This window comes from Isachenkonia alkalipeptolytica (genome assembly GCF_009910325.1).
GTDB lineage: Bacteria > Bacillota > Clostridia > Peptostreptococcales > T1SED10-28 > Isachenkonia > Isachenkonia alkalipeptolytica.
The window spans coordinates 1-24,937 of record NZ_SUMG01000012.1; the positions used below are offsets into that span (position 1 = coordinate 1).

At 46.9% G+C, this 24,937-nt stretch carries 23 protein-coding genes; 4 read left to right on the forward strand and 19 right to left on the reverse strand.

The features are described from left to right. Positions 1–116: 116 nt before the first annotated feature. The 13 genes from ISALK_RS09875 to ftcD form a co-directional block, all read right to left on the reverse strand. Positions 117–1,406: an NCS2 family permease gene (locus ISALK_RS09875; RefSeq protein ID WP_245394421.1), complete on the reverse strand. Its 1,290-nt coding sequence runs from the start codon at positions 1,404–1,406 to the stop codon at positions 117–119. A 296-nt stretch (positions 1,407–1,702) separates the two neighbouring features. Continuing rightward, on the reverse strand, positions 1,703–3,514 hold the full coding sequence (locus ISALK_RS09880; protein WP_371723833.1) for an adenine deaminase: 1,812 nt from the start codon (positions 3,512–3,514) through the stop codon (positions 1,703–1,705). A gap of 130 nt (positions 3,515–3,644) precedes the next feature. Then, entirely contained in the window at positions 3,645–3,914 is a 270-nt protein-coding gene (locus ISALK_RS09885; RefSeq protein WP_160721799.1) for a EutN/CcmL family microcompartment protein, read from the reverse strand. Between the two features lie 12 nt (positions 3,915–3,926). Beyond that, complete coding sequence (locus ISALK_RS09890; protein ID WP_160721802.1) at positions 3,927–4,823, reverse strand: hypothetical protein; 897 nt, start codon at positions 4,821–4,823, stop codon at positions 3,927–3,929. Positions 4,824–4,854: 31 nt separating this feature from the next. Beyond that, positions 4,855–5,136 carry a BMC domain-containing protein gene (locus ISALK_RS09895; RefSeq protein WP_371723853.1) on the reverse strand — a complete coding sequence of 94 codons (282 nt, stop codon included), beginning with the start codon at positions 5,134–5,136 and terminating at the stop codon, positions 4,855–4,857. Between the two features lie 59 nt (positions 5,137–5,195). Further along, the gene (locus ISALK_RS15600) at positions 5,196–5,630 is read right to left on the reverse strand and encodes a BMC domain-containing protein (protein ID WP_160721808.1); all 435 of its coding nucleotides are present in this window, start codon (positions 5,628–5,630) and stop codon (positions 5,196–5,198) included. A 25-nt stretch (positions 5,631–5,655) separates the two neighbouring features. Beyond that, positions 5,656–6,081: a hypothetical protein gene (locus ISALK_RS09905; RefSeq protein ID WP_160721811.1), complete on the reverse strand. Its 426-nt coding sequence runs from the start codon at positions 6,079–6,081 to the stop codon at positions 5,656–5,658. A 19-nt stretch (positions 6,082–6,100) separates the two neighbouring features. After that, positions 6,101–6,367 (reverse strand): BMC domain-containing protein, encoded by a 267-nt coding sequence (locus ISALK_RS09910; protein ID WP_160721814.1) that lies wholly within the window; start codon positions 6,365–6,367, stop codon positions 6,101–6,103. A 23-nt stretch (positions 6,368–6,390) separates the two neighbouring features. Then, positions 6,391–7,749, reverse strand: coding sequence for a UbiD family decarboxylase (locus ISALK_RS09915; protein WP_160721816.1), 1,359 nt, complete (start codon positions 7,747–7,749; stop codon positions 6,391–6,393). Positions 7,750–7,764: 15 nt separating this feature from the next. Beyond that, positions 7,765–8,319: a UbiX family flavin prenyltransferase gene (locus ISALK_RS09920; RefSeq protein ID WP_160721818.1), complete on the reverse strand. Its 555-nt coding sequence runs from the start codon at positions 8,317–8,319 to the stop codon at positions 7,765–7,767. A 41-nt stretch (positions 8,320–8,360) separates the two neighbouring features. After that, positions 8,361–8,972 (reverse strand): cysteine hydrolase family protein, encoded by a 612-nt coding sequence (locus ISALK_RS09925; RefSeq protein WP_160721820.1) that lies wholly within the window; start codon positions 8,970–8,972, stop codon positions 8,361–8,363. 173 nt (positions 8,973–9,145) lie between these two features. Beyond that, complete coding sequence (locus ISALK_RS09930; RefSeq protein ID WP_160721822.1) at positions 9,146–10,576, reverse strand: dihydroorotase; 1,431 nt, start codon at positions 10,574–10,576, stop codon at positions 9,146–9,148. Between the two features lie 77 nt (positions 10,577–10,653). Beyond that, a complete protein-coding gene (gene ftcD / locus ISALK_RS09935) occupies positions 10,654–11,583 on the reverse strand; it encodes a glutamate formimidoyltransferase (RefSeq protein ID WP_160721824.1) in 930 nt (309 codons plus the stop codon). A gap of 366 nt (positions 11,584–11,949) precedes the next feature. On the opposite strand from ftcD, the gene ISALK_RS09940 reads away from it, so the two are divergent. Beyond that, a complete protein-coding gene (locus ISALK_RS09940; RefSeq protein ID WP_160721826.1) occupies positions 11,950–12,642 on the forward strand; it encodes a cyclase family protein in 693 nt (230 codons plus the stop codon). Between the two features lie 155 nt (positions 12,643–12,797). Here the strand turns inward: ISALK_RS09940 and ISALK_RS09945 are convergent, their stop codons facing one another. Continuing rightward, on the reverse strand, positions 12,798–14,453 hold the full coding sequence (locus tag ISALK_RS09945; protein ID WP_160721828.1) for a PucR family transcriptional regulator: 1,656 nt from the start codon (positions 14,451–14,453) through the stop codon (positions 12,798–12,800). 107 nt (positions 14,454–14,560) lie between these two features. Continuing rightward, positions 14,561–15,199 (reverse strand): cyclodeaminase/cyclohydrolase family protein, encoded by a 639-nt coding sequence (locus ISALK_RS09950; protein WP_160721830.1) that lies wholly within the window; start codon positions 15,197–15,199, stop codon positions 14,561–14,563. A 463-nt stretch (positions 15,200–15,662) separates the two neighbouring features. Between ISALK_RS09950 and ISALK_RS09955 the strand changes: the two genes are divergently transcribed. Next, positions 15,663–17,192 (forward strand): SulP family inorganic anion transporter, encoded by a 1,530-nt coding sequence (locus ISALK_RS09955; protein WP_160721832.1) that lies wholly within the window; start codon positions 15,663–15,665, stop codon positions 17,190–17,192. A gap of 143 nt (positions 17,193–17,335) precedes the next feature. Here ISALK_RS09955 and aroB read toward each other — a convergent pair whose 3' ends face one another. The 4 genes from aroB to ISALK_RS09975 all read right to left on the reverse strand — a co-directional run bounded on the left by aroB (position 17,336) and on the right by ISALK_RS09975 (position 22,090). Continuing rightward, positions 17,336–18,385 carry a 3-dehydroquinate synthase gene (gene aroB, locus ISALK_RS09960; RefSeq protein WP_160721834.1) on the reverse strand — a complete coding sequence of 350 codons (1,050 nt, stop codon included), beginning with the start codon at positions 18,383–18,385 and terminating at the stop codon, positions 17,336–17,338. After that, positions 18,367–19,503, reverse strand: a complete 1,137-nt coding sequence (aroC, locus tag ISALK_RS09965; RefSeq protein WP_160721836.1) for a chorismate synthase — start codon at positions 19,501–19,503, stop codon at positions 18,367–18,369. The genes aroB and aroC overlap by 19 nt, the downstream gene beginning before the upstream one ends. Positions 19,504–19,689: 186 nt before the next feature. Further along, the gene (aroA, locus tag ISALK_RS09970) at positions 19,690–20,976 is read right to left on the reverse strand and encodes a 3-phosphoshikimate 1-carboxyvinyltransferase (RefSeq protein WP_160721838.1); all 1,287 of its coding nucleotides are present in this window, start codon (positions 20,974–20,976) and stop codon (positions 19,690–19,692) included. Next, complete coding sequence (locus ISALK_RS09975) at positions 20,960–22,090, reverse strand: prephenate dehydrogenase/arogenate dehydrogenase family protein (RefSeq protein WP_160721840.1); 1,131 nt, start codon at positions 22,088–22,090, stop codon at positions 20,960–20,962. The genes aroA and ISALK_RS09975 overlap by 17 nt, the downstream gene beginning before the upstream one ends. 587 nt (positions 22,091–22,677) lie before the next feature. Between ISALK_RS09975 and aroF the strand changes: the two genes are divergently transcribed. Together aroF and ISALK_RS09985 are read left to right on the forward strand one after the other, a co-directional pair. After that, complete coding sequence (aroF, locus tag ISALK_RS09980; RefSeq protein WP_160721842.1) at positions 22,678–23,670, forward strand: 3-deoxy-7-phosphoheptulonate synthase; 993 nt, start codon at positions 22,678–22,680, stop codon at positions 23,668–23,670. Positions 23,671–23,721: 51 nt separating this feature from the next. Beyond that, entirely contained in the window at positions 23,722–24,915 is a 1,194-nt protein-coding gene (locus ISALK_RS09985) for a pyridoxal phosphate-dependent aminotransferase (protein WP_160721844.1), read from the forward strand. Positions 24,916–24,937 lie beyond the last annotated feature (22 nt).

Here is a 24,937-nt window from a genome sequence, read left to right on the forward strand (position 1 = left end):
CAGGGGGTCGGACCCTGTGGTACAAAAAAAGTGTACCACAGGGTCCGACCCCCTGGTACACTTTTTTTGTTTCTTATTTTCCATTTTCCGTTTGCTTAGGATTCCCTGCGGTTTGACTAAATGATAAAGTTGATGATGAAAACCAGTACTAAAATGTAAGCAATTGGGGATACGTCCTTGGCCTTGCCCGTAAGCACCTTCAGGAATACGTAAGAGGAAAGTCCGAAAATAATACCTTCCGCAATACTATAGGTTAGGGGCATCATAATAATCGCCAAGAACACCGGAATGGCTTCCGTATAATCGCTTAAATCAATCTTTTGAATCGGACTCATCATGAACAGTCCAACGATGATCAGCGCCGGTGCCGTAGCGGCGTCCGGTACGATTAGGAAGATCGGGGAGAGCAATAGGGCAATTAAGAACATCCCTGCGGTGGATAGCGCCGTAAGACCGGTTCTTCCACCTTCAGCAACTCCCGCAGCACTTTCTACATACGTGGTTACGGTACTGGTTCCTAGACAGGCTCCGGCAGTGGTACCCACAGCGTCGGCAAACAGTGCCTGCTTCGCCTTCGGTAGAGATCCGTCTTCCCGTAAAATGTTGGTCTTTGAAGCAACCCCCACTAAGGTTCCGATGGTATCCAGCATGTCGACAATTAAGAAGGTTACCAACACAATCACCATATCCCAGGTGAAAATCTCACTAAAACCGACAAATTGAAAAGCAATAGGTCTTAAGGATGGAGGGGTGCTGATGATTCCTTCCGGTAAGTTGGCAACACCAAAGGGAATACTGATTACCGTCGCCACCAAAATTCCTAATAATAAAGCCCCTTTAATATTTTTAATCAGTAATACTCCGGTAATAATAATACCGGCGATGGTAATCAGTACGGGAGCACTGGTCATATCACCCAGGGTGACCGCCGTGGCTTCATAAGGTATAACCACTCCCGCATTTTGAAGACCGATAAAGGCGATAAATAAACCGATCCCTACGGATATGGCATGCTTTAAGTTGATCGGAATGGAATCCACAATCTTATCCCGTACATTAAAGGCGGTTAAAATAAGGAAGATAATTCCTTCGATAAACACTGCGGTTAAGGCGAATTGGAAAGAATATCCCATTCCGAGAACCACCGTGTAAGCAAAAAAAGCATTCAGTCCCATACCCGGGGCTAAGGCAAAGGGGTAGTTGGCATAAAAGGCCATTACTAAGGTTGCAATAATTGCAGATACTGCGGTTGCCGTAAACACGGCACCAAAATCCATCCCTGCGTCGGATAAAATCCCGGGGTTTGCAACTAATATGTATGCCATGGTCATAAAGGTAGTAATTCCTGCTAAAATTTCGGTTTTCACATTGGTGCCGTGTTCCTTTAACTTAAAGGTTTTTTCCAAGAATCCGTTTTCCATGCTTTGGTTATTACTCAAATTTGTTTCCTCCTCTTATCTAATTTTAATAAACCCGTTGAGAGAAACTTGATTCGCGTGAAAATTCCAACTGTAGCCTCCTTTCTGAATATTCAAGATGGTAAAAAAGTTGAAGCTATAGTATTATAATATATTTTTGCTATAGCTTCAACCGATTTTCTTGTCTAGTACTATGATACTACATTTGTATCCATCATTTTAATGTGTACTCTACACAATTCTTTTCGAATTCTTGTTGTTTTTCGAGGATTATTCTAATAAAGTTATACAATCGGATCCAAAATTTTGAAATTGTTCACATCAATGATGCCCTGATCCGTCAGTTTCCATTTGGGACTGGTGGAAAGAGCCAAAAAGGACAGGTGCATAAAAGGCGCATGCACTTTGCCGCCTAATTCCTCGTTCACGATTCTTTCCAACTCTCCATAGCCGGCACTGACCTCGTGACCGGTTAATTCATCGGTGATTAAGCCCCCCACAGGGAGTCTCATTTCCTGAATTACCCGACCCCGGTTGGCCACCGCAATACCGCCTTCCATTTCAATGACCCGGTTGATGGCATGGGCAATATCCTTCAGGTTCGTACCCACGGCAATGATGTTATGGGTATCATGAGCAATACTCTCGGCGAAGGCGCCCTGGGTGATTCCGAAACCTTTCACAAAGGCCCGTCCAATACTGCCGTTTCTGCCGTAACGCTCCACGCACACCATGTGAAGGACATCTCCCTGCACGTCGGCCTGGGCAATACCCTGCTGAACCTTTACCGGTTCTTCGAAGCTGTCACTTAAGTTTTGATCGGGAATCAGTCCGATCACCCGGGCGGTGGCTTCCCGACCCTCGGTTTTAATTCCTAAGTCCTCTTCCTTAACGGGAGCAACTTTTACCGAGTGCTTTACGGCATCGGGATAGGTGTACTTCGGAAGCTCTTCCAGCATCTTTCCTTCGTAGGCCGTCAGCTTTCCTTTGACGTACACCGCCTCCACACTCATTTCCTGAAGATCGTCGATAATGGCGATATCCGCTCTTTTTCCCGGTGCTAAAATCCCCACATCCTCCAATCCGAAATAGGTTGCGGGATTGATGGTAACCATTTGGATCGCTTCAATAGGGTCTGCACCCTCTTGGATGGTCCGTTTCACAATTTCATTCATATGCCCGAGCTTTTCCAAGTCCTCGGCCACCATATCATCGGTGGCCAGGATGCATCTTCTCGAGTCCAGTCCTTCTTCCGTAACTGCCCGGATACATTCCGCCATGTTTCGCTGGGTGGAACCCTCCCGCATGAAAACGTAGACTCCTTGGCGAAGTTTCTCCACACATTCTTCCTTCGTCGTGGTTTCATGACAGGAACATTCCCCCGCCGTAGAGATAATATGGGCGGCGAGTTCGTTTCCGAAGAGCTCCGGAGCATTGCCGTCCACCACCTTGCCAAGACTTCGGGCATAGGCCGTGGAGGCCAGCAAATCCGTCACCACTTCCGGGGTATTTCGGTATACATGCTTTACGTTACTGAATCCCTGAAGTTCTCCGATTCCGATAATGTTCTGGTAGTTCAGTAAATCCGGCATATCCTTTGAGGTAATATCATAAGCTGCAGTTTCCAGTCCCGGAGAATCCGGAGTAAGGGCCGGCACCACCAGTTTCACATTGTTCGGTACATGGGCGGCTTCGTCGGCCATGGCCTTCATTCCGATAGGACCTAAGGCATTGCCGATCTCATGAGGATCCGCCACCAAAGTGGTGGTCCCCGAGGGAATGGAGAACCTGGAAAATTCGGTGATGGTCAGCATACTGCTTTCAAAGTGCATATGGGAATCCATAAAGCCCGGTGCAATAAAACGTCCGGAAACGTCCACTACTAACGTATCGGGACCAATCAAGCTTGACGCGTCCCCCACGTTAAGAATATAGTCTCCCTTAATGGAAACGTCGGCCACGTAGACTTCCCGGGTTAAGACATTAATGAAGTTCCCGCCGCTAAGTACCACGTCGGCGAAATCATGATCCGACATTAACACATCAATCAGATTCCGATATTCCATTGATTTTTTAAATCCTTGGGCATCTAACACAATTCGCCCTCCCTTCTGTATCACAATCAATCGTTGAATCTATTTTTATCCACTGTCGTCTCTGTTTTAAAATTGTCGTCTCTGTTTTTAAATCAATCCTTCAATCCCTCATTTGAGTTCATTATCTTTTTCAATCATATAGATCAATATTATCCACAATTCCTACAATGGCCATATCAATAGCAGATTCCCGCTTTCTGGCTGCATTCCTGGCCGCGGTACCCTTCGTGTAGATTACCACTTCCCCGATTCCGGCGCCTACGGTGTCCACGGCAATGACCGGCTCTCCGATTTCCTTGTAGTCCATGGTCAGGGGTTGGGTAATCATTAATTTACAGCCCAACAGGGTTTCATCTTTTCTCGTTGCCACTGCGGTTCCAATTATTTTTCCTATATTCATGGTCTCTCTCCTTTACCCTTGTTCTTTTTTGATTTCAATCCCCATGGTTTTGGCACGATCCCAGGCCAAAGGGGTAACAATTGTATTGAAAGGAACTGTTAGGATCTTTAAAGGAGAGTTCATATTTGTAAGATCTTTCTCCGTAATGATGGTTTTATCTCCCATTTTGCCCCGTTGTTCCCCTGGAGGTTGAACCCTTGGGGCTTTTGTCTGTTCCCGGGATTTTAAAGCCTTTTGCTTCAAGAAGGTATCTTGTAACACTTTCTGATAGTCTTGACCATAGAGGGTTACCACTCCCATTTTTTCGATCTTTTCTATCATTTCATCAACCATCTTTTGCATTTCGGGAACCTTCGACCGCTGTCCTTTATAGGCCACCACACTATCCAGGTTCAAAACCATTTTTTTCCCCCGCCACAGACCTTCCCATAAAAGGGTGGAAATAAAATCATCCAGTATTCCCTTGGAAAGTTTGGAAGTTGTGTTTTGTGTGGTCATGGGCACAACGATGCCGTCCACCCGCTCAAGAATCCGGGTGATTTCCCCTTTATCCACTTCCGTGAAAACATTCCGGGCGCCCAGTTGTTTTTGTATGTTTTTAATGTCCTGCAAATCTTTCCCGTTCCAGGAAAAAGCGACGTCAAAGCTGATTCCGTATTCCCGGGACCTTTTCAGTTCCTCTAAAGCTTGATCGATCCCTCTATTGGTACCGGTAAAGACCGCTAACAAATTCAACTGTTTTTCTCCGGGGGAAGGCGGCGGATTCACCGCGCCCTTCCGTACATCCGGGTAGCCACTCTGTTCATTCCTGTTTGGATTCTTTTTTGGATTGTTGCTTGTATTCTCATACGGACTTGAAGACTGCCCAAGCTGATCCAAAATCGATTTGGTAAAATCATGCTTATTCATCGTTTAACACCTCACTGAGGAGTTTACCCCTTTATTCTTGACCTTTTAACATTACTCTTTCCACTTCTGAATGAGGTCTTGGGATTACATGAACGGAGTGCAGTTCACCAACCACTCTTGCGGCCTCTGCTCCTGCATCGGTGGCGGCTTTTACGGCCCCTACATCGCCTCGTACCATTACAGTTACCAGACCGAAGCCGATTTTCTCATAGCCTACCAATTGTACGTTTGCTGCCTTTACCATGGCATCCGCTGCTTCCGTAGCGCCTACCAAACCCTTTGTTTCTACCATACCCAGTGCTTGACTCATAATATACCCTCCTTGAATTTTGTATTATTCATTTCTTATTTACAATAACTGATGATGCTCGCTTAGCTCTTTGCTTTTGTGGTATTACCCTTTTTGGTTTCCTGTTTCTTGCCGGTTTCCTGTTTCTTGCTTGTTTCCTGTTTCTTATCGGTTCCCTGCTTTTTATTGCTGTTTTCAATGACCTTGGCCCCTGATTTCTTCTTAAGGTTTTTTCGGAAAATTTCAATCAAGTGGTCCAATTCTTCATCGGGTCTTGCAATAACATGATGGGCTGCCACCGTGCCGATTTGCCGGGCCGCTGAAACACCTGCGTCCACTGCCGCCTGTACTGCTGCTACATCCCCGGCTAAGTGCACGGTTACACTTACCGCCTTGCCTACACCGATGACTTTTTCATAACCGATCAGTTCCACATCGGCGGCTTTACTGGCTGCATCCAGGGCTGTAACGGCGCTGGTCAGTCCTATGGTTTCAATCAAACCTAATGCCGGTTTCATACCACACCTCCTCCTTTTTCAATGCTTACAACAAATTCCCTTTTCCTAGAGACTTTAACCCTACGGGAACCACGTCTTTCCCGGGCTTTGCAATCACCGAGGTTTTTACCCCGCCCTTATTATAGGGATCTTTCACCGGACTTGTCTTTTCTTTTGCCCGGGAATGCTTCTCAGGCTTTGAAGGCTTCTCTTGGGGCTCCTCTGCTTTTTCAGAAGACTTTTTCACCAAATCCTCGAGTTTCACTTTTTTACCCCGAGCATCCGATGAACTCTTCCCATTGGCAACCTCCAGGTTTCCCCGAGAGCCGTGAATAAGACCGGAAATCATTTCTTCTTCCCGTGTATCCAAATTCCGCTCCCTTTCCGGGGTGTCAGAGCAGGTGTTGGTTTTGATGCTTTTATTCTTTTTCGACATCTGATCCATCATTACTCTTGCTAACGGATTTGCCATATTATCACCACCATTTTGGCTAATCTAGAATTTTATCAATTTCATCGTGAGGTCTTGCAATTACATTTGTTGAAATAACTTCCGCAATTTCTGCGGCGATCTCCTTGGCATTCTCCACCGCTGCGGTAACCGCGGCAACTTCTCCGGTGACAATTACTGCCACAATACCCGAGCCCACATATTCTGCCTCTAATAGGGTTACATCGGCGGACTTCACCATGGTATCCGCTGCCTGTATTGCTGCAACTAAACTTTTCGTTTCCACCATTCCTATGGCCTGTCGCATAATCAATGACCACCTTTACTCTATTATTTCATATCCGGAAAATACTTACCAATATCAATATTTTCATATCCGGGAATAACTGCTCTTTCAAAGAACTTCCCTTGCTCACCTAAAGGCTTGGTTCCATCGATTCCGATTTTATCCGTATATCCTTGGGCTACATGAGAGGCTTCCAGTCCCGAGCCCAGGGCCCCTTGGATTACTACCAGATCTTTTCCTGCCTGAACCCTGGAAGCTAAGGCCAATTCAACATCTTTGTAGTTATAAATATCAATGTCCTCATCCACCACTACAACATGTTTAATATCCTTCGAGCTTCCCAGGGCTCCCATGATCGCAGTTTTCGGATCTCCTTCATGGTTTTTTTTGATCTGTATAATCCCATGGAAGCGACAACCACCCCCAACGGTAATGTGCACATCCTTTGCATCCACGAGGTTATTCACATAACTGAAAACCTCCGCCTCTCGGATCAATCCGTTGGATAAATGCTCTTCCCTTGAAGGAAATGCGTGTTGAAAGTAGGGCTCATTTCGGTGCATCACGGTTTGGATTTTCATCACGGGATTCGGAGCAACCTCCCCGTAATATCCCATCAGCTCTCCAAAAGGACCTTCATCCACCCGCTTGTTGGGGATCAGATGGCCTTCAAAGACCATTTCCGCATAGGCGGGCACTTCCAGGTCCACGGAATGACACTTCACCAGTTCTAAGGGTTCTCCCCGAAGGGCACTGTCCACATGGTATTTATCCACCCCGTATTTCTCGGAGCTTATTTGGGATGCCAATAAGTACTCCGCATCGTATCCCAGTACCAGGGCACACTCCAAGGGCTGCCTTTTTTCTTCCAATTCTTTGAAATGCTTCAACAGTAAAGGCGACGCCCCGGAAATCAATGCATTGATTTCGTCCTTCTCATTGATTTGAAATCTTCGTACCGCCATATAGGTCTTTTTCGTTTCCGGATCCTTCACCACCAGCATCCCTGCGGTAATGAACCGCTCCGAGTCCTCGCCATTGGACTTGGGGATGGGAAACATTCTTCCGATATCAATGTTGCGGGTGATGATGTTCTCTTTGATCGGTCCATCCTCTAAAAGCTTGGGTGGTTTGGGATTTGCAATGGCATCCATGATCCGTTCCAGTCGATCTTCCTTGGTCATGCCCATCAAGTCATAATAAATTTGTCGTTCCCCAAAGATTCCGCCCACTACCGGAACCTTGTGGCCTTTGACCTTGGAAAACACGATGGGCTTTTCGCTGTCGAAGTAATCCAGCACGGCGCCCAATTCATAGATCGGGTCCACCGGTTCATGGCAATGGAGCAGCCGGTCGGATGCCTCCAGTAATCCTAAGGTCTTACGAAACATTTGTCTTTCCAAAACATCCCTCCTTTCTTACTCGCCCCATCTTTTTGCCAGGTGATGTTCGATTCCCAGTTGATCCAGGGTTCTTGCCACGATGGCATTCACGATGTCTCCAATGGTTTGAGGGTGGTGATAAAAGCTCGGGGACAGGGGCATAACCCGAACCCCCATTTTGGCCAGTTTCAGCATGTTCTCCAGGTGGATCACGCTCAAAGGAGTCTCCCTGGGCAAAATCACCAGTTTACGATCCTCTTTCAACACCACATCCGCGGCCCGGGTCAATAAATTATCCGAACCCCCGTGAGCAATGGTGGACAGAGTCTTCATGGAACAGGGGACGATGACCATCCCGTCGGTCTTAAAGGACCCGCTGGAAATCTTCGCCGCCAAATCATTGTTCCGATGAAAAACCGTAGCATAGGATTTGATCTCCTCAAGACTCATCCCGGTTTCATGGTCTAAAACATATTCCCCCATGGTACTTACCACCAAATGGGTTTCAATATTTAATTCTTTTAATGCTTTTAGCAGAGCGACCCCGTATAGGGCACCGCTTCCACCGGTCATCCCGACTATTATTCGCATCCCAGGTCCTCTCTTTCTCAGGCCTTATATTCAGGCGCCGATTAGTCCACTTTATTCTCCGTGTCTCCTCCGCCTAGCCAAGGATCTTCTCCTTTTTCCCATGCGTCGATGTATTCGTCGATGGTGATCACCTTGGTGAAAATTCGCAGGTCATTCAATCCGTACTCGTGCATTTCATCATTCTTAGAGTGTACGCCGTCGCTTAAGGTAATTACTTTGTAGGCATTGGCTAAGGCATCCGAGGCCGTACTTCTTACACATACGTTGGTCCAAACTCCGGTAACCACAACGGTATCGATGTTTTCTTCCTTTAAGTACAGGTCCAGATCCGTGTGCTGAAAGGCACTGTGCCGTCTTTTCGGAATGATGTATTCGTCTCCTTCCGGGTACAGCTCTTTAATAAAATCGGAACCCCAGGTTCCTGCCACCGCATGTCTCGGTCGCACTCTAAAGTCTGCATCGTTTTTCCGGTGGGCCTCTTGAATGTGGACTAGATGGATATCATCTTTTCCCTCTGCATTTCTTTCCCGAACCCATTTCATTAGTTTTTGCAGGTTCGGCACAATCTCTTCCCCGCCGGGACAACGTAGAGGGGCCTTTTCTCCTATAAAATCATTTAGCATATCTATTACTACAATTGCATGTTTTGCCATTTGCAAACGCCTCCTTATATTTTATCACAATTTTTTGATTTTCCTATCCTTATGTTGAAAATGATGTTGAAAATGTTGAAAAAAACCTTCCTAGTTTTCCACCGAAGACCAAGAAGGTTTTTTTGTCATTGGTCAATAATTGTTGCTGTTCCCGGGCTTAACCTATTCCCTTTTTATTCTTTTTCCACAAAGGGATATTTGATGTTATTATCCAATTTTTGAATGCTTTGTCGTCGAACAAAATTTCCATAGCCTTCTTCTCCCACGATTCCGTGATTGATATCGAATACTACTTTTCCCCGAACCACGGTTTTAACCGGCTTTCCTTTTAGTTTCATGCCGTGCAGAGGATTGTACTTCGCCATGGAATAGGTGTCCTGTTCATCCACGGTCCATTCGTGATCTAAGTCTACCACGGTTAAGTCTGCATCGGAACCGATTTGAAGAGCCCCTTTCTTAGGATACAGTCCATACATCTTCGCCGCGTTGGTACTTAAGATCTCCACAAGCTTGCTTAGGGTAATCCGTCCTTTGTTGTATCCTTCACTTACAAGGATCGGTACCATGGTCTCCACTCCGGGGATTCCCGGGAAGGTGTTCCAGATGTTTGCCCCTTCAAAGTCTTTTTCCGTTGCAATTTCATAGGGGGCATGGTCCGTTCCGATGAAGTCCACACTTCCGTTATTAATTCCTTCCCATAATTCTTCGTTATCCTTTTTCGTTCTAAGGGGCGGTGCAATCTTTGCAAAAGCTCCCCGCTCCGTCATGGCGTCTTGATAATTCAGGGTTAGATAATGAGGAGTGGCTTCCGCGGATACATCAACGCCCCGCTTTTTCGCTTCGCCGATTAATTTTGCACCGATGCCGGTACTCATATGAACAATGTGCAGTCTCGCGCCAGTGTCCTCCGCAAAGCTGATGCCCAATTCAATCGCCGCTTTCTCTGCAAGGGCCATTCTCGCTTCCGCCCAGGCGGGAGCGTCCATTCTTCCTTCTTTTTCAAACTTCTTCGTATAATAATCGCACATGTCAAAGTTTTCTGCATGGATTCCTACGGGAAGTCCGGTTTTAGCCACGGCTCTGAAGGCTTCCAGCATTTCAGGATCCGTTACCTTCGGATAAGTGGGTACCGAGGGAGTCATATAGCATTTAAAGGCACATACGCCGTAATCCGCCTGTTCCTGCACATTGTGTAACCATCCTTCTCGAACATCTTCTCCGGTTACCCCGCCCCACATGGCATAGTCTACAATCGCTTTATCTTTAATAGCATTTAATTTCGATTCCAGATTGTCCACGGCTCGTACTGAGGGTTTGGAGCAGCAGGGCATATCCATGACCATGGTCAGTCCCCCGGCGGCAGCGGAGGAAGTTCCGGTTAAGAAATTCTCCCGATGGGTAAATCCGGGATCCATAAAGTGGACATGGGAATCAAAGCACCCGGGCAGGGTTAAATGCCCTTCTAAATCAATGATCTCCTTGGCTTCCACCCCTTGGATATCCGTTGAAAATCCTGAGATTTTTTCGTCCTTCACTAAAATGTTGGTTACTACGGTTTCGTCTCCCTGGGGGATTCTTGCATTCTTATAAATTACATCGTACATGTTATTGGCCTCCTTTTATTTTTAAAACAACAGGTCTTACCTTTCATCAATAAGGGTGTTTCTTTTTTTCCCCACGCTTATTCCATCAAGTGGGTTTCTAGAATTTGACTGTTATCAAAGCCTTCCAGTCCCAGGAAATACTCCAGAGAATTCACAATGTGAGCAAGTTTTACCGGCCCTACAATTTCTGAACCTGTAACCCTTACACCAAATCGCTCGGCCTCCTGCTTCACCGTGTTAAAGGTTCGGTAAAGAGGAGTTTTGTTACAGTCAAACATGTTCATGGAAACCACAACCCCTTCGTGGTCCGGGAACTTAATGCCCACGGACTTAACGGTGGAAAATCCTCCGCTGGGTCCCCGAACCGCCTTGGCAATTTTCTTCGCAACGGATACATCCTCGGTATCCAAAAATACATTATAGGCCGTCAGACCTTCCGTCTCGGCACTGACAATGGTGGCCCCCATTTTTCCCGACAGCTTGCCGTCGGTGCTCAGATCCGGCTTTCGGTCTTCATAATCGGGATGTGCGGGATCTTCAAGGAGCTCTTTAAGCCCTTCATACTGCCCTTTCCGGATATAAGCCAGGCCTTTTCTTTGTTCATTTCTTGCATTCTCCGCTGCAAAAAACACGGGTACGCCTGTCCTTTCATGAAGTTCCGATCCGATTTCCTCTGCTAAGTTGACGCATTCTTCCACGGTGGTGTTTTTAAACGGGAACAGCGGGATAGTGTCCTGGGCTCCGATTCTGGGATGGGACCCTTCCTGTTCACTCATGTCAATAAGCTCCGTGGCCTTTGCCGCCATGTTTAACAAGGCTTCCTTTAAGGGTTCCGGTTCTCCGATGGCGCATAGCACCGTTCGATTAAAATCATGTTCCGGCTCACAACTCACTAAGGTGACCCCTTCTTTGTTTCTCAGCTCATCAGACACAGCGTTGATCACGTTCTCTCTTCTGCCGTCACTGAAGTTCGGCACTGCAAGCATATACTTCTTTTCTGTAGTCATACGTTAAACCTCCCTGATATATTTATTTAAACCCTAATGTTCAATCTATGCATTCATCATATCACATAATTCTTTGAATCTCTTTGTTATTAATCTATAATTCTTTTCCCTCCTCCCCCCCGATAATCTCTTTCCACTCTTGATTTCAGAAGGATTCAAGGCTTTTTTCTACGGAAATCTCCCAAATATTTTATACAAATCCCTAAATCACTGCTTCCAAAGCGATTTCCGCTCTTTTATCATTTTGTTACTTTTTTATAAAGCATATCCAAAGTCTAAATAGTATAATAAAAACAGCATCGAATCTTCTTCGAAAAAGTGATACACTGAAATGGATTCGAAAGACAAATGAGAGGAGCGTTGAAATTGGGTTTGAAAATCATTGATCTATCCCAGGAAATTTTTCAAGGCATGTCGGTTTTTCCTATGCATCAAAAAACCTTTATTATGGAGAACATGACCCATGAAGAAAACATGGAGGATACCGGAAGCAAATCCCTAGGCTTTTCCGCACGAAATCTTTTAATGAGCGAACACTGCGGTACCCATAGTGACGGAGTGTGGGAATACAACCCCGAGGGCCCCACCATTGATAAAATGTCCCTGGATCACTTTTGGGGCAGTGCGGTCTGTCTGGATGTAAGCCATATCCCCGCCACCCGCTACATTGAAGCAAAGGACTTGGAGACGGCTCTACAAAAATCCGGTCTCGAATTGCGTAAAGGGGATATCGTTCTTTTATATACCGGGCACTACGACCGAAACTTCAACACAGAAAAATGGCAAACCGAGTACAGCGGTCTTAGCTACACCGGCGCAAAATGGCTGGCGGAAAAGGGAGCCATCAATATCGGAGTGGACGCCCCCGCCATTGACCATCCCCAGGACCTTGATTTTTCCGGTCATCTGATTTGCGGAAAATACAACATTACCAATACCGAGAATCTATGTAATTTGGACCAGGTGGCCAATAAACGGTTCCTCTACATGGGGCTCCCCCTGAAAATCCGGGACGGCACCGGCTCTCCCATTCGGGCGGTGGCTTTACTGGAAGAATAAGCCGGACCCAAAGGTCAGGGATCGGTAAAAATCCACCCACAATAATGACCACCCAAAACCATAGAATGCAAATCGTAAAAAAAAGGACTTCCCGAAGAAGTCCTTTTTTTATTACCATCCTATGCTTCTTTAGCAAAGCTTACTTTCATCCACCCTTACTTTCCCAGCAGCTTTTTAATCTTCACCGCAATTTCCAGGTTCAACCGATCATCAAAATCCTCCAGATTCATCCCCGTGACTTCCTTAATCCTTTGCATCCGGTAAAGTATGGTGTTGTAGTGAGCAAATAGTTCATTGGAAATTTTTTTAAAATTCCCGTTAAACTTAAAATAGGCTTCCAGGGTTTTGACCAACTCTGTGGATTTTTTCTGATCATAAGCCACCAGAGGTTTTAGGGTTTCATCGTAAAACTTTTCCAATTCTTCATCCAGATGATCCTGACTGAGGATCTTAAAAACCCCCAGGGACTGGTAGCTGACGATGCTGACCTCACGGTTCACCTTGGAAATTCGCATGGCTTTTAAGGAGTCCTTAAAGCTTTTATGAAAATTCTCCATGCCGGTATAAATTCTGCCCACTCCCACGTGGATATCCACACTGATGGACTGCAATTTGATGGCTTTTTCCAAATGGGTTTTGATTCCTTCGATCTTTCGATCCCGTTTATCTTTTTTACCAAAAGACAGTACCAAAATAAAGCTGTCGGTTTTATTCACCACCACGCCCTCGATCCGGTACTCCTCCAGCAATCGCTCGGAAAGGTTTAAGACCCTGCCCATGTCGTCCTCCATAAAATCATTGGACTGTCCTTTTCTCGAATCGAAGTTTACGATGATGCTTAAATAGTCCTTTTCCGGATCAAGACTGAACATCGGCGCTTTTTCCAGGGCTTTTTCCCTTCGATAGGCTTCCAGGGATACCAGTTCTTCGAAAAATTCGGCTTTATATCGATTTTCCACTTCTTTTACGGAGAGCTTCCGGAGCATGTCCAGGGACATGGTGGTGGCCGTAGCTTCCAGTACCGAAAGGTCAAAACCTCCTAGGGGCGTACTGAGCCCCCAGGCGAAAATATGCCCGAAGACACTGTTTTTCACAACAATGGGCATGACCATGCGATCCACATAGATCTCGCCGATTTCTTCCTTACTCTCATAGAGCTTTCGTTCCTTGTACCGTTCCAGGTTCGGGTCAAAAAACCGCTCCGCATTTTGAATTAAATCTTCCCTTGTTTGGTTTTCGATATAGCCGGCGTGAAAAACTTCATTGGTGGGAAAATCCAGCTTAATCATTACGGGATTTTTCAAGTTGTCATTTACGGTCTTGGCAACACTTTCCAAGTCCCCGCCCTTGAGCATCACATCCATTAGCCGCTCATAAATATTTTCCAGTTTCTGTAGCAGTAAGGCCTGTTTATTGAAGATCTCTTTAAATACCGGTGTCATAATATCCGAGAAAGGGATTTCATAGTAGAGCTCAATAATCGGTAAGCCCAGCTGATCCGCCAGAGCCAGGGTCTCCTCCGGCAGTTTTTCCAGGTAGGGATAAATTTTGATTCCCAGGGCGGATAATTTCTTTTCTGCACATTGCCGGATAAAATCCCGCTGTTCATTTAGGGAGCTGGTTTTAAAGGAGTAGGCCGTGGTAAGCAGAAGCTCCCCTTCCCCTACCCAGTTGATAATATCGGGGTCCGCCATTACATTCACATTGGATACGGTGTTTTTAATACCTTTCATTCCGGCGATGATTTTACATTTATCCATACAGTCCATTTTCATGATTTTATCAAGCGTAACCCCGTTTGTTCTTGCCATAATTACCTACTCCTTTGCCTTCGTTCTTTGTTTACAGGATTTCTATCGTAACAGCCAAGAGGTCTCCCCCTCAAAAGGTTTAAACCTTCAGGCGGGAGTCTTCATTCTTACCCCAGTTTGGTGTACACTGTGGAAAGGGTCGCTTCTTTCAGCTTATTTCCCTCTTCCTTTAAATCTTCACACTGCTTTTTAATGTCTTGAATATAAGCTTCGTCGCTAAGTCCCTGAAGATTAATCAGCACATTAAACAAGGCGCCTTCCAAGCCGGCATAGGCCAGCAATGCGCCTACCCCTACATCAGTGATGGCATTGGGGTTTCCATTATCCGCAAAGGCCTGTTGCAGCTTCAACACTTCCAGAGACTCTTTCCCTACGGTTAAGGGCACTTCCAGGGCTTCCTTGGTGGCCTCTTCAATAGCGGCTTTGCGAATTTTTTTGTCCTCTTCGGTTTCTTTCGGCATTTTAAAGGCTTTCATCACACCGTTAAAGGCCGTGGTATCCTCTTCCGTTAATTGATTTAATCTGTCCATCAGCTCCTGAACCTTCGTAAAGTTCTCGTCCAGTTCTTTTTGCTGTTCTTCGCTTAATTTCTGATAGGCCTTCCGTCCGATGGTCAAATTCCCCACCATGGCGGTCAGGGCCGAGGCCAAACTGCTGCTCAACGCCGCCACACTTCCCCCGCCGGGTGCAGGGTCCTTACTTGCCACTGATGCTACAAATTCCTCTACATTTTTTTCTAATAACATATTCATCCTCCTTTATATTTTAATTATTTTAAACTTTTACTAGCTGTTAATCTTATACAACCTTTTCATAGCATATCATATCACATTTTCATTTTCCATGTATAGTTCTAACAATCCAATCCGGAACTTTCTTTTGGAAAAGGGGTTGCAGTTGTTTACTATCTTTAAAAATTCCTTTCCTCATGCTATATTTTAATAAGCTTTAAAGGAATTTTCAATCGTTTTTGATTTTTATTATTTTTCTTCTTCCAGCCCGACTTATTCCCTGTGAAAACTCCCCAACTATTTCATCCTCCCGGTTTGTCCCCCTTTAATGAACGGGAAGTCGGCGAAGGATTGTTTATTTTTTAACTATCTTTGCCTTGCCAAAAGTAATTTTGTTAAGAAACCACAAGGTTTTTATAAAAATATTCTGTATAATGGGTTTTTAAGGACAGCAACTACAAAATTAGGAGGAATTATTATGGAAAAAAGCATTCATTATCCATGGTTCAAGCGTGAAGACATCGACGGGTTCTTCGCGCTGTTCCAAAACAACCTGGCAAACTTTGTATTGATCGCCGTAGCCATGATTGGTATGGGGTATCCTTCGGAGATTGTCTACGGACAAGTGATCCCCGGAGCCGCCGTCGCCGTATTAATCGGAAATATTTATTATGCCTACTCCGCAAATCGACTGGCCCAAAAAGAACAGCGAACCGACGTAACGGCCCTGGCCTACGGAATCAGTACCCCGGTCATGTTTATTTACCTCTTCGGTGTCCTTGGACCGGCTCTGGCCCTGACCGACGACCCCTACGTTGCCTGGAGAATCGGAGTGGCCGCCTGTATTTTCGGTGGTGCCGTGGAAGCCACGGGCAGTATCCTGGGAAACTGGATTCGAAAAATCCTTCCTCGGGCGGCAATGCTGGGAGCCCTGGCAGGAGTAGCCTTTTCCTTTATTGGCGCGGAACTGTTTTTTAACACCTTTGAAATGCCCATTGTGGGGATGCTGGTCCTTGCCATCATCATCATCGGTCTGATTGCAAAAAAAAGCATGCCCTTTAGAATTCCCGCTTCCCTCTTTGCCATTATCATCGGAACCTTTTTGGCCTATTCCCTCGGTCAATCGGATATGAGTCAATTGTCCGGCGGTTTATCCACCGTGGGTTTTTATCCTTTCCTGCCCAGTCTAGGGTTTATTGAAGGATTTTCTTACTTATTCGGTCCCATGGTCAATATTTTAGCCATCCTTATTCCGATTTCCATTTATAACTTTATTGAGACTATGAATAACGTGGAAGCCATGACCGCTGCCGGTGACGATTACAGCGTTTCTGAATGCCAACTGGTGGACGGGATCGGCACCATGATCGGCGGAGTATTCGGCGGGGTTTTCCCCACCACGGTATACATTGCCTCCGTAGGCTCAAAGTGGATGAATGCCGGCCGGGGCTACTCGGTGCTGAACGGTGCCGTATTTATGCTGGCCTCGCTGTTTGGAATCGTTGCCGCTATGTCGGAAATCATTCCCCTGCCGGTGATCGCACCGATCTTAGTCTTCGTGGGGATTTCCATGGTATCCCAGGCCTTCAGTTCCGTACCTCAGAAGCATTTCCCGGCGGTGGTCATTGCCATGTTCCCCTATCTTGCCAACTATATTATGACCCGATTCAACAACGTCGCTCCGGAGGCGGTGGCAGATCTTTCCCCCGCCGTGGTACCCCTCGGAGAAGGGGCCATGTTCGCCGGAATTATTTGGGGGGCCATGACGGTGTATATCATAGACAATGATTACAAGAAGGCTACCATCACCGCTTTAGTGGCCTCGGGACTTGCCATGTTCGGTTTTATGCATGCCCCGAACCTGGGCTTTATGCACGACTTTCAGTACCCCGTAGGCTACCTGCTTGTGGCAGGATGTTTTTACGCCTACAGCTTGGCCGATGCCAAGGCCCTTTCCAAGGAAAAGGATCCGGCGGTTGATCCTGTCCCCGAGGTTTCCGTGGACTAAGCTATGGATTATGCCATGGATTCATCCCTAATTTCATAAGGAGGGGGAAGAAGCGCTTCGCTTCTTCCCCCTTTCCTGTTTTGAGCCCCATTTTTCTTGCCCTGCAGGAAGCAGCCCCGATTGTTTTCAATGTTTTCAGTTGCTTACAGTATATAATAAACTTCCTCTAAAAGCAGTTTTTCCTCTACTTTGCCTCTTTCCCTGGGTACAATAAAGGAGATTTTATCCCCTTTATTTTTTTTATCCCTCATCATCCTCTGGACCAAATCCTCCCGGGGGAATCCTTCAATGTCCAGGGATACCCCGGTTTTTTTGATCAGCCCGGCGACCTCCTCAAAATAGGCGGCATCCAACAGACCCATTTTTTTTGCCATGAACGCTTCATGGTACATTCCGATCAACACCGCTTCTCCATGGGTGTACTTCTCATAATTACTGAGGGCCTCTAAGGCATGGCCCAGGGTATGGCCGAAGTTTAGAATTTTTCGAAGCCCCTTTTCTTTTTCATCCTCGACGACGATTTCCCCTTTAATTTCACAGCATCTTTTTACCACCGCCAGGATCACCGTCTCCTCAAGATTCATCAGGGCTTCAAAGTTTTCCCTGATGTAGGTTAAAAAGTCATAATCATAGATTACGCCGTATTTTATAACCTCCCCGATCCCGGTAATCCGTTCTCTTTTCGAAAGGGTTGATAAGACTTTGGGATCGATTACAACCCACCGGGGCTGATAAAAACTTCCCACGGTGTTCTTTCCCTGGGGCAGGTTCACTCCGGTTTTTCCTCCCACGCTGCTGTCCACTTGGGCCAGTAGGGTGGTGGGGACTTGTACATAGGGGATGCCCCGCATGTAAATCGAGGCGCAAAAACCCGCTATGTCCCCTACCACGCCTCCGCCCAGGGCAATGATCCGTGAGTTTCTGGTAAGCCCCAGGTCCAGCATCTTTGACAGTATTTTTTCCACCATCGATAGATTCTTGCTGCTTTCCCCCGGGGGAAGAATGATTTTTTGACTCTCTCTTCCTTTCATTCCCGCTTCCAGGGAGTCACCGTATAAACGGTCTACATTTTCATCGGTAATAATTAGGGTTTGATCGGCTTTTTCCAGGTAGGGATCAAGACCCCGGATCAAGCCCTTTTCCATATGGATTTCATAGGGGTTGTTCTCTAAGGCTATCTGAAGTTTTTCCATCGTTTTTCAATCTCCTCCAAGGAATCTCCCGGATATTTTGTTAAAAACTCTTGAGCAATTACGGTAAGGGCCACCATTTCCCCTACCACCGATGCCGCCGGTACCGCACAGGTATCGCTCCTTTCCACGGTTGCCGACACCGGTTTTTTTGTTTCGATATCCACGGTTTTCAGCGGTTTATACAGGGTGGGTATGGGTTTCATGGCACATCGGATGATGATGTTTTCTCCGTTGGACATGCCCCCTTCGATGCCCCCGGCATGATTGGTGTTTCGATGGTAACCCTTCTTGGAATCATAAAATATCTCGTCGTGGACCCGGGAGCCCTCCTGTTGGGCATTATCGAAACCGTAGCCGATTTCCACCCCTTTTATCGCCTGGATTCCCATAAGGGCCCGGGATAGTTTTGCATCCAGCTTACGGTCCCATTGCCCGTAGCTTCCAAGGCCCATGGGCACCCCGGTAATATGAATTTCAAATATGCCTCCCAGGGAATCCCCTTCCGCTTTCGCCTGATCAATACAGTGGATCATTGAGGATTCCGTACTTTTATCCGTACAGCGTACCGGGGAATCATCGGCAGCTTTTATTTTCTCCATGTCCACCACCGGTTTTTTCAAAGAGGCTTTACCAATGGCGGTTACATGACTCCAGGCTTCGATCTTAAACTTTTTCATCAGCTGCCCCGCTATGCTTCCGATGGCCACCCTTGTGGCGGTTTCCCGGGCACTGCTCCGTTCAAGCACATTTCGAATATCGGAAAAATTATATTTCAAGGCCCCGGTTAAATCCCCGTGCCCCGGTCTCGGTTGGGTAACTTTTCTTAAGGATTCCTCTGCCTCATCAGGATCCATCACCGCTTTCCAGTTGGCATAGTCTTTATTTTCAATGAAAAAGGATATGGGACTGCCCAGGGTTTTCCCCCCTCTTACCCCGGATAGAAATTCGATTTTATCCTTTTCAATCTTCATTCTGCCGCCGCGACCATAGCCCTGTTGCCTTCTTGCTAAATCTTTATTAATCCCCTCACGGTCCACAGGGACATTCGACGGAAAACCCTCGACAATTCCCATCAGTCCTTTTCCGTGGGATTCTCCTGCTGTCAGTATTCTAAACACCTCTACCACCCTCCTGTTTCAATTGGCTTATTTTCTTTCCGTCCAGTTCCTGTTCTCTGTATACGATCCTACGCTTACGTAAAAAAACCAGGCCCCGCCTTAAGCGCCGGGAGGATAGCTCCCACTTTTGGGGATGTCCAAAAGGGGGATGCCCAAAGAGGGATCCCCGATGCTTAAAAGGCCTCTTTATACACCGTGACTTGTGACCTGTTTTACTGTCTGCTCAAAATCCGGAAAGGAAACCCCAATGCATGCACTGTTTTGGATTTTCACAGAGTCCCGGGCAAACAGTCCCGCTACTGCCATGGCCATGGCGATTCGATGATCTCCATAGCTTTTGACCCTTCCCCCGGTGATGGTACTCCCCCCTTCGATTTCCATCCCATCGGGCAGTTCCTCTACCTTCATCCCCAGTTTTTTCATTTCCGTTACCATCGAGGTGATCCGGTTGGATTCCTTCACCTTCAGCTCCTGGGCCCCGGTAATGGTGGTTTTTCCCTCCGCCATAGCTGCAATCACCGCAATCACCGGTATTTCATCAATCAATCTGGGAATAATCTCCCCGGTTATATGGATCCCCCGGAGTTTTTTCCCTTGAATAATTATATCCCCGGCGGCTTCCCCGCCGCTTTCCGTGATGTTGTCGATTTCAATGGCGGCACCCATTTCCCTTAATACATCGATAATCCCCGTCCGGGTAGGATTCAGGCCCACTCCCCGGATCCTTAGCTGGGATCCCGGCTTGGCTGCCGCCGCCGCCATGAAAAACGCCGCCGATGAAATATCTCCCGGCACCTGGATGGCGGTCCCTTCTAGTTGGGATTTCCCAAGGGAAACCTTGCCTTTTTCCGCGGTTATATTGGCCCCAAGGGCCTTAAGCATTCTTTCCGTATGGTCCCGGGTGGTGACTCCTTCCCGGACCACGGTCTCCCCTTTGGCATAAAGACCTGCCAAAAGCACGGCGGATTTAACCTGGGCACTGGACACAGGAGGGGTATAGTCCATTCCCTGTAAGCCTCCCCCTCGAATCACCAGAGGGGCCAAGCTTCCACGGTCTCTGCCTTCGATCATGGCTCCCATCTTTCGTAGGGGCACCGCAATCCGGTCCATGGGTCTTTTTCGTAGGGAATCGTCTCCGGTGACAACGGTTAGAAACTCCTGCCCCGCTAATATCCCCGACAATAGCCGCATGGTGGTGCCGGAATTCCCGGCATCCAGTACGTCTTTGGCCTCCTCCAGGCCCTGAAGTCCCTTTCCCTGAACGATGATTTGACTGCCCCTATCCTCTATTTCAACGCCTAACCCTCGAAAACAGGCAATGGTGCGATAGCAGTCCTCCCCCCTTAAAAACCCTTCAATGATCCCCTTTCCCTTGCTGATCCCGGAAAGCATTACGGCTCTGTGGGAGATGGATTTATCCCCGGGAACCCGGATCCTCCCCTTTATCTTATCCACTTTATTGATCTTCAGCATCTGCTATTCCTCCGCCTTTCTGATGGGTTAAGGAAAAACCCTCCTTCGTTAAAATATCCCGGGCTTTTGTATGCATTTCCCTTGATGAAAAGCTCATCCGTAAAGCCCCTCCTTCATCTTCCCTTGCATGGAGGATCTCGATTTCCTTTATGTTAATATTATTATTACCCATTAACCGGGTTAAATCCCCTAAAATTCCGGGACGATCCTTCACATCAAGGACCAATTCATAAAGGGGCGGGGTATAGTCTTTGGAAGAATGGGGAATCCCATCCCTGATCCTCTTTGCCCGTTGCAGCCGGTGTAAAATTCCCCCCTCCCTTTCCGCCGCCAGGTTGTGTTTGAAATCCCTCAGCAGCCCCTCCAGGGTCTCAATCCCCACCAGCACTTCCTTTTTATTGAACAAAAAGATATCCTTCCACATTTCGGGATTTCCCGATGCAATCCGGGTACTGTCTCTAAAGCCCCCGCCTACAAAGGAAGTATAGGACCGGCTCTTTTCCCCGTCAAGCATACTTGCCAGTAAAACCGCGGAAAGCTGGGGAATATGACTGATCCCCGCCGCAATCTGATCGTGTTCCCCGGCGTCTGTTACAACGGGATAGGCCCCGAGACCTTCCACAAAGGCCCTCACTTTTTTTATGGTATCTCTGTGGGTATCATGCTTCGGGGTTAAAAAATAATAGGCATTCTGGTAAAGAAAGGGACTGGCTGCCCTAAACCCGGATTGCTCCGATCCCGCCATGGGATGCCCCCCGATAAACTGGATGTCCTTTGGCAAATACTGTTCTACGATCCTTTCCACATACCCTTTTACACTGCCCACATCGGTTACAATCACTTTTTTTGACAGAAAAGGGGCTGTTTTTGCCAACACCTCCCGGTAATACCCTACCGGGGTGGCCAAAACCAGTAACTCCGTATTTTTAACCGCTTCTTCCGGTGCTTGATAGACCCTGTCCACGGCGCCCACGGTCTTTGCTGCTTTCAGGGTCTCCAGGGATGCATCGCATCCGATGATCTTCCCCTTAAATCCGGACTTTTTCAAGGCCAGGGCCATGGATCCCCCCATAAGCCCCATTCCGATAATGGTGATTTTCTTAAAACCCTCCACTTTCATTCCCCCTTTGTCCTTCCCGGTCTCCGGTATATTTTAATAAAATACTTTAATGGATCCCGGTGGGCTTGTCAAGAAAAAGTTTTCAGAAGATTCCTATTAAAATAATTGCCTAACAGTTAAAAAATTTTCCGATTGACAATCCCGAAAACTTTCACTATACTTTAGGGAATTTAATTTAATGATTTTTTCCAAAGATTCAGATTTTTCCACAAAACGGCTTTACCGGTTTAACATTTCATGTCAATTTCATGCCAACAAAATTTCATGCCAAAGGATGATTTCCATGTTTCCCGCAAAGCAAAATCCTATTAAAAACAATGCACGGCCTACACAATCAAATATGTATTATTCCAAGGCTTACTGGGGCTTTTATTATTATAGCGCCAGCTATTTTGCATGGAAAAAAATTATATATGAAATCCTACTTCCGAGAAAAACTGTGAACAGCTACCCGCCCATGGGTTAGCTTTATTTAACTGTATTTGTCCATTCACAAAGAAACTCTTGGAAAAGAGTTTCTTTTTTTATTCTCTTTTTTATTATAGTTAAAACCCAATAAAAATTCCAAGGAGGCAACAATTATGGTCATTGTTATGAAACCCGACGCACCCCGAGAGGTCATTGAAAAAATCGAAAAGAAAATGCAAAGTTTAGGATGCCAGGTGCATCTTTCCCAGGGAGAAAATTATGTTTTATTAGGGTTGGTGGGGGATACCCGGAAAATTAACCCCAGCCAAATTGAGGCCAATGAATACGTGGATAAGCTTTTGAAAGTACAGCAGTCCTTTAAATTAGCCAATCGGACCTTTCACCCCGAGGATACGGTGATCGATGTGGAGGGGCATACAATCGGCGGAGATCATGTGGCGGTGATCGCCGGGCCCTGCTCCGTTGAAAGCGAAGAACAGTTGATGACCATTGCTCGCTCGGTTAAACAGTCCGGGGCAGCCTTCTTACGAGGGGGCGCCTTTAAACCCCGCACCTCCCCCTACAGCTTCCAAGGCCTCCAGGAAGAGGGCTTGAAGCTGTTACAGCAAGCCAAGGCCGCCACAGGAATGCCCATCGTAACCGAGGTGATGTGTCAGGATACCTTCGATGTGGTGGAACAGTATGGGGATATTCTCCAAATCGGTGCCCACAATATGCAAAACTTTGCCCTGCTGAAACGTGCAGGAAAATCCCGCAAACCGATTTTATTGAAAAGGGGCATGTCCGCAACGGTGGAAGAGCTGTTGATGTCTGCGGAGTACATTATGGCCGAGGGCAATCAACAGGTGATCCTTTGCGAACGGGGGATCCGTACCTTTGAGACTTACACCCGAAACACCCTGGATCTCAGCGCCGTCCTTGCGATTAAAGCGTTAAGTCATTTGCCCGTAATTGTGGATCCCAGCCATGCCTGCGGGAAATGGGAGATGGTGGAGCCCTTATCCAAGGCCGCCGTCGCTGTAGGGGCCCATGGTCTGATGATCGAAGTGCATCACCAGCCGGAATCCGCCTTATCCGACGGGGCCCAGTCTTTAAAACCCCATAAATTTCAACGTCTGATGGATTCCATTAAAAAGATGGGCTAACCCGCCCTCTGAAGGAACTTCCTGCAACCTCAATCGAAAGGGGGTAACTACATGTTAAGCAAAAGAATTGAAAATATGAATCCTTCTGTAACCGTTGAGCTTACCGCAAAAATCGAGGCGCTTCAACGAAAAGGAAGGGAGATCCTCACTTTTAACGTAGGGGAGCCGGATTTCAATACCCCGGATAACATTTGTTCAGCGGCGAAGAAGGCCATCGATCAAGGCTTTACCCGGTATACCCCGGTTCCCGGAATTCTAGAGCTTCGGGAAGCGATCTGTAAAAAACTTGGGGATGACAATAACCTGGCCTATACCCCCGATGAGATCCTGGTCTCCACAGGGGCAAAACAATCTCTGATCAATGGGGTGCTGGCTCTTTGTGACCCCGGTGATGAAGTGATGGTCCCTACCCCCTGCTGGGTGAGTTACTTGGAGATGATTAAGTTGGCACAGAGCACACCGGTTTCCGTAGGCACCCGTAAAGAGGATGGCTTTCAATTGGATATCGAACAAATTAAACAATCCCTGTCCCCTAGGACCAAGGCCATTATCTTAAACACTCCCAACAATCCCACCGGCGCCGTATACCGGGAGGAGACCTTACGGGAACTGGGAGCCTTGGCGGTAAAACATGATTTTTATATATTCGCCGACGAAGTGTATGAAAAGCTGGTGTATACCGGGGAAAAGCATATTTCCATCGCTTCCTTATCCCCGGCCATAAAAGAAAGAACCATTACCATAAACGGCCTGTCCAAAGCCTATGCCATGACCGGTTGGAGACTGGGGTATGCCGCGGGACCCGAAAAAATCATTAAAGCCATGAACAGCTTACAGGGTCATATGACTTCGGCGCCCAATTCCATTACGCAAAAAACCGCCATTGAGGCCTTATTGGGATCCCAGGAACCCTTAACCGCCATGCGGGAAAAATTTGACCAGCGAAGACAGTATATAGTAAGCCGACTGAACAAAATGCCGGGGATCACCTGTGCCGATGCAAAAGGAGCCTTTTATGTATTACCCGAGGTGTCTTCCTATTATGAAAGCCGTTATAAGGGGAAGGTTTTGAAGCACTCAGCGGATCTATTTGAATTCCTGTTGGAAGAAGCAAACATTGCCGTAGTACCGGGGGCCGCTTTTGAAGCCCCGGATAACCTTCGTATATCCTACTCTAATTCCCTGGAAAATATTAAAGAGAGAATGGAGCGAATGGAAAAAGCCTTAGGGTTACTAAAACCCTAAGGCCTTTAACCGCCGTTCCCCC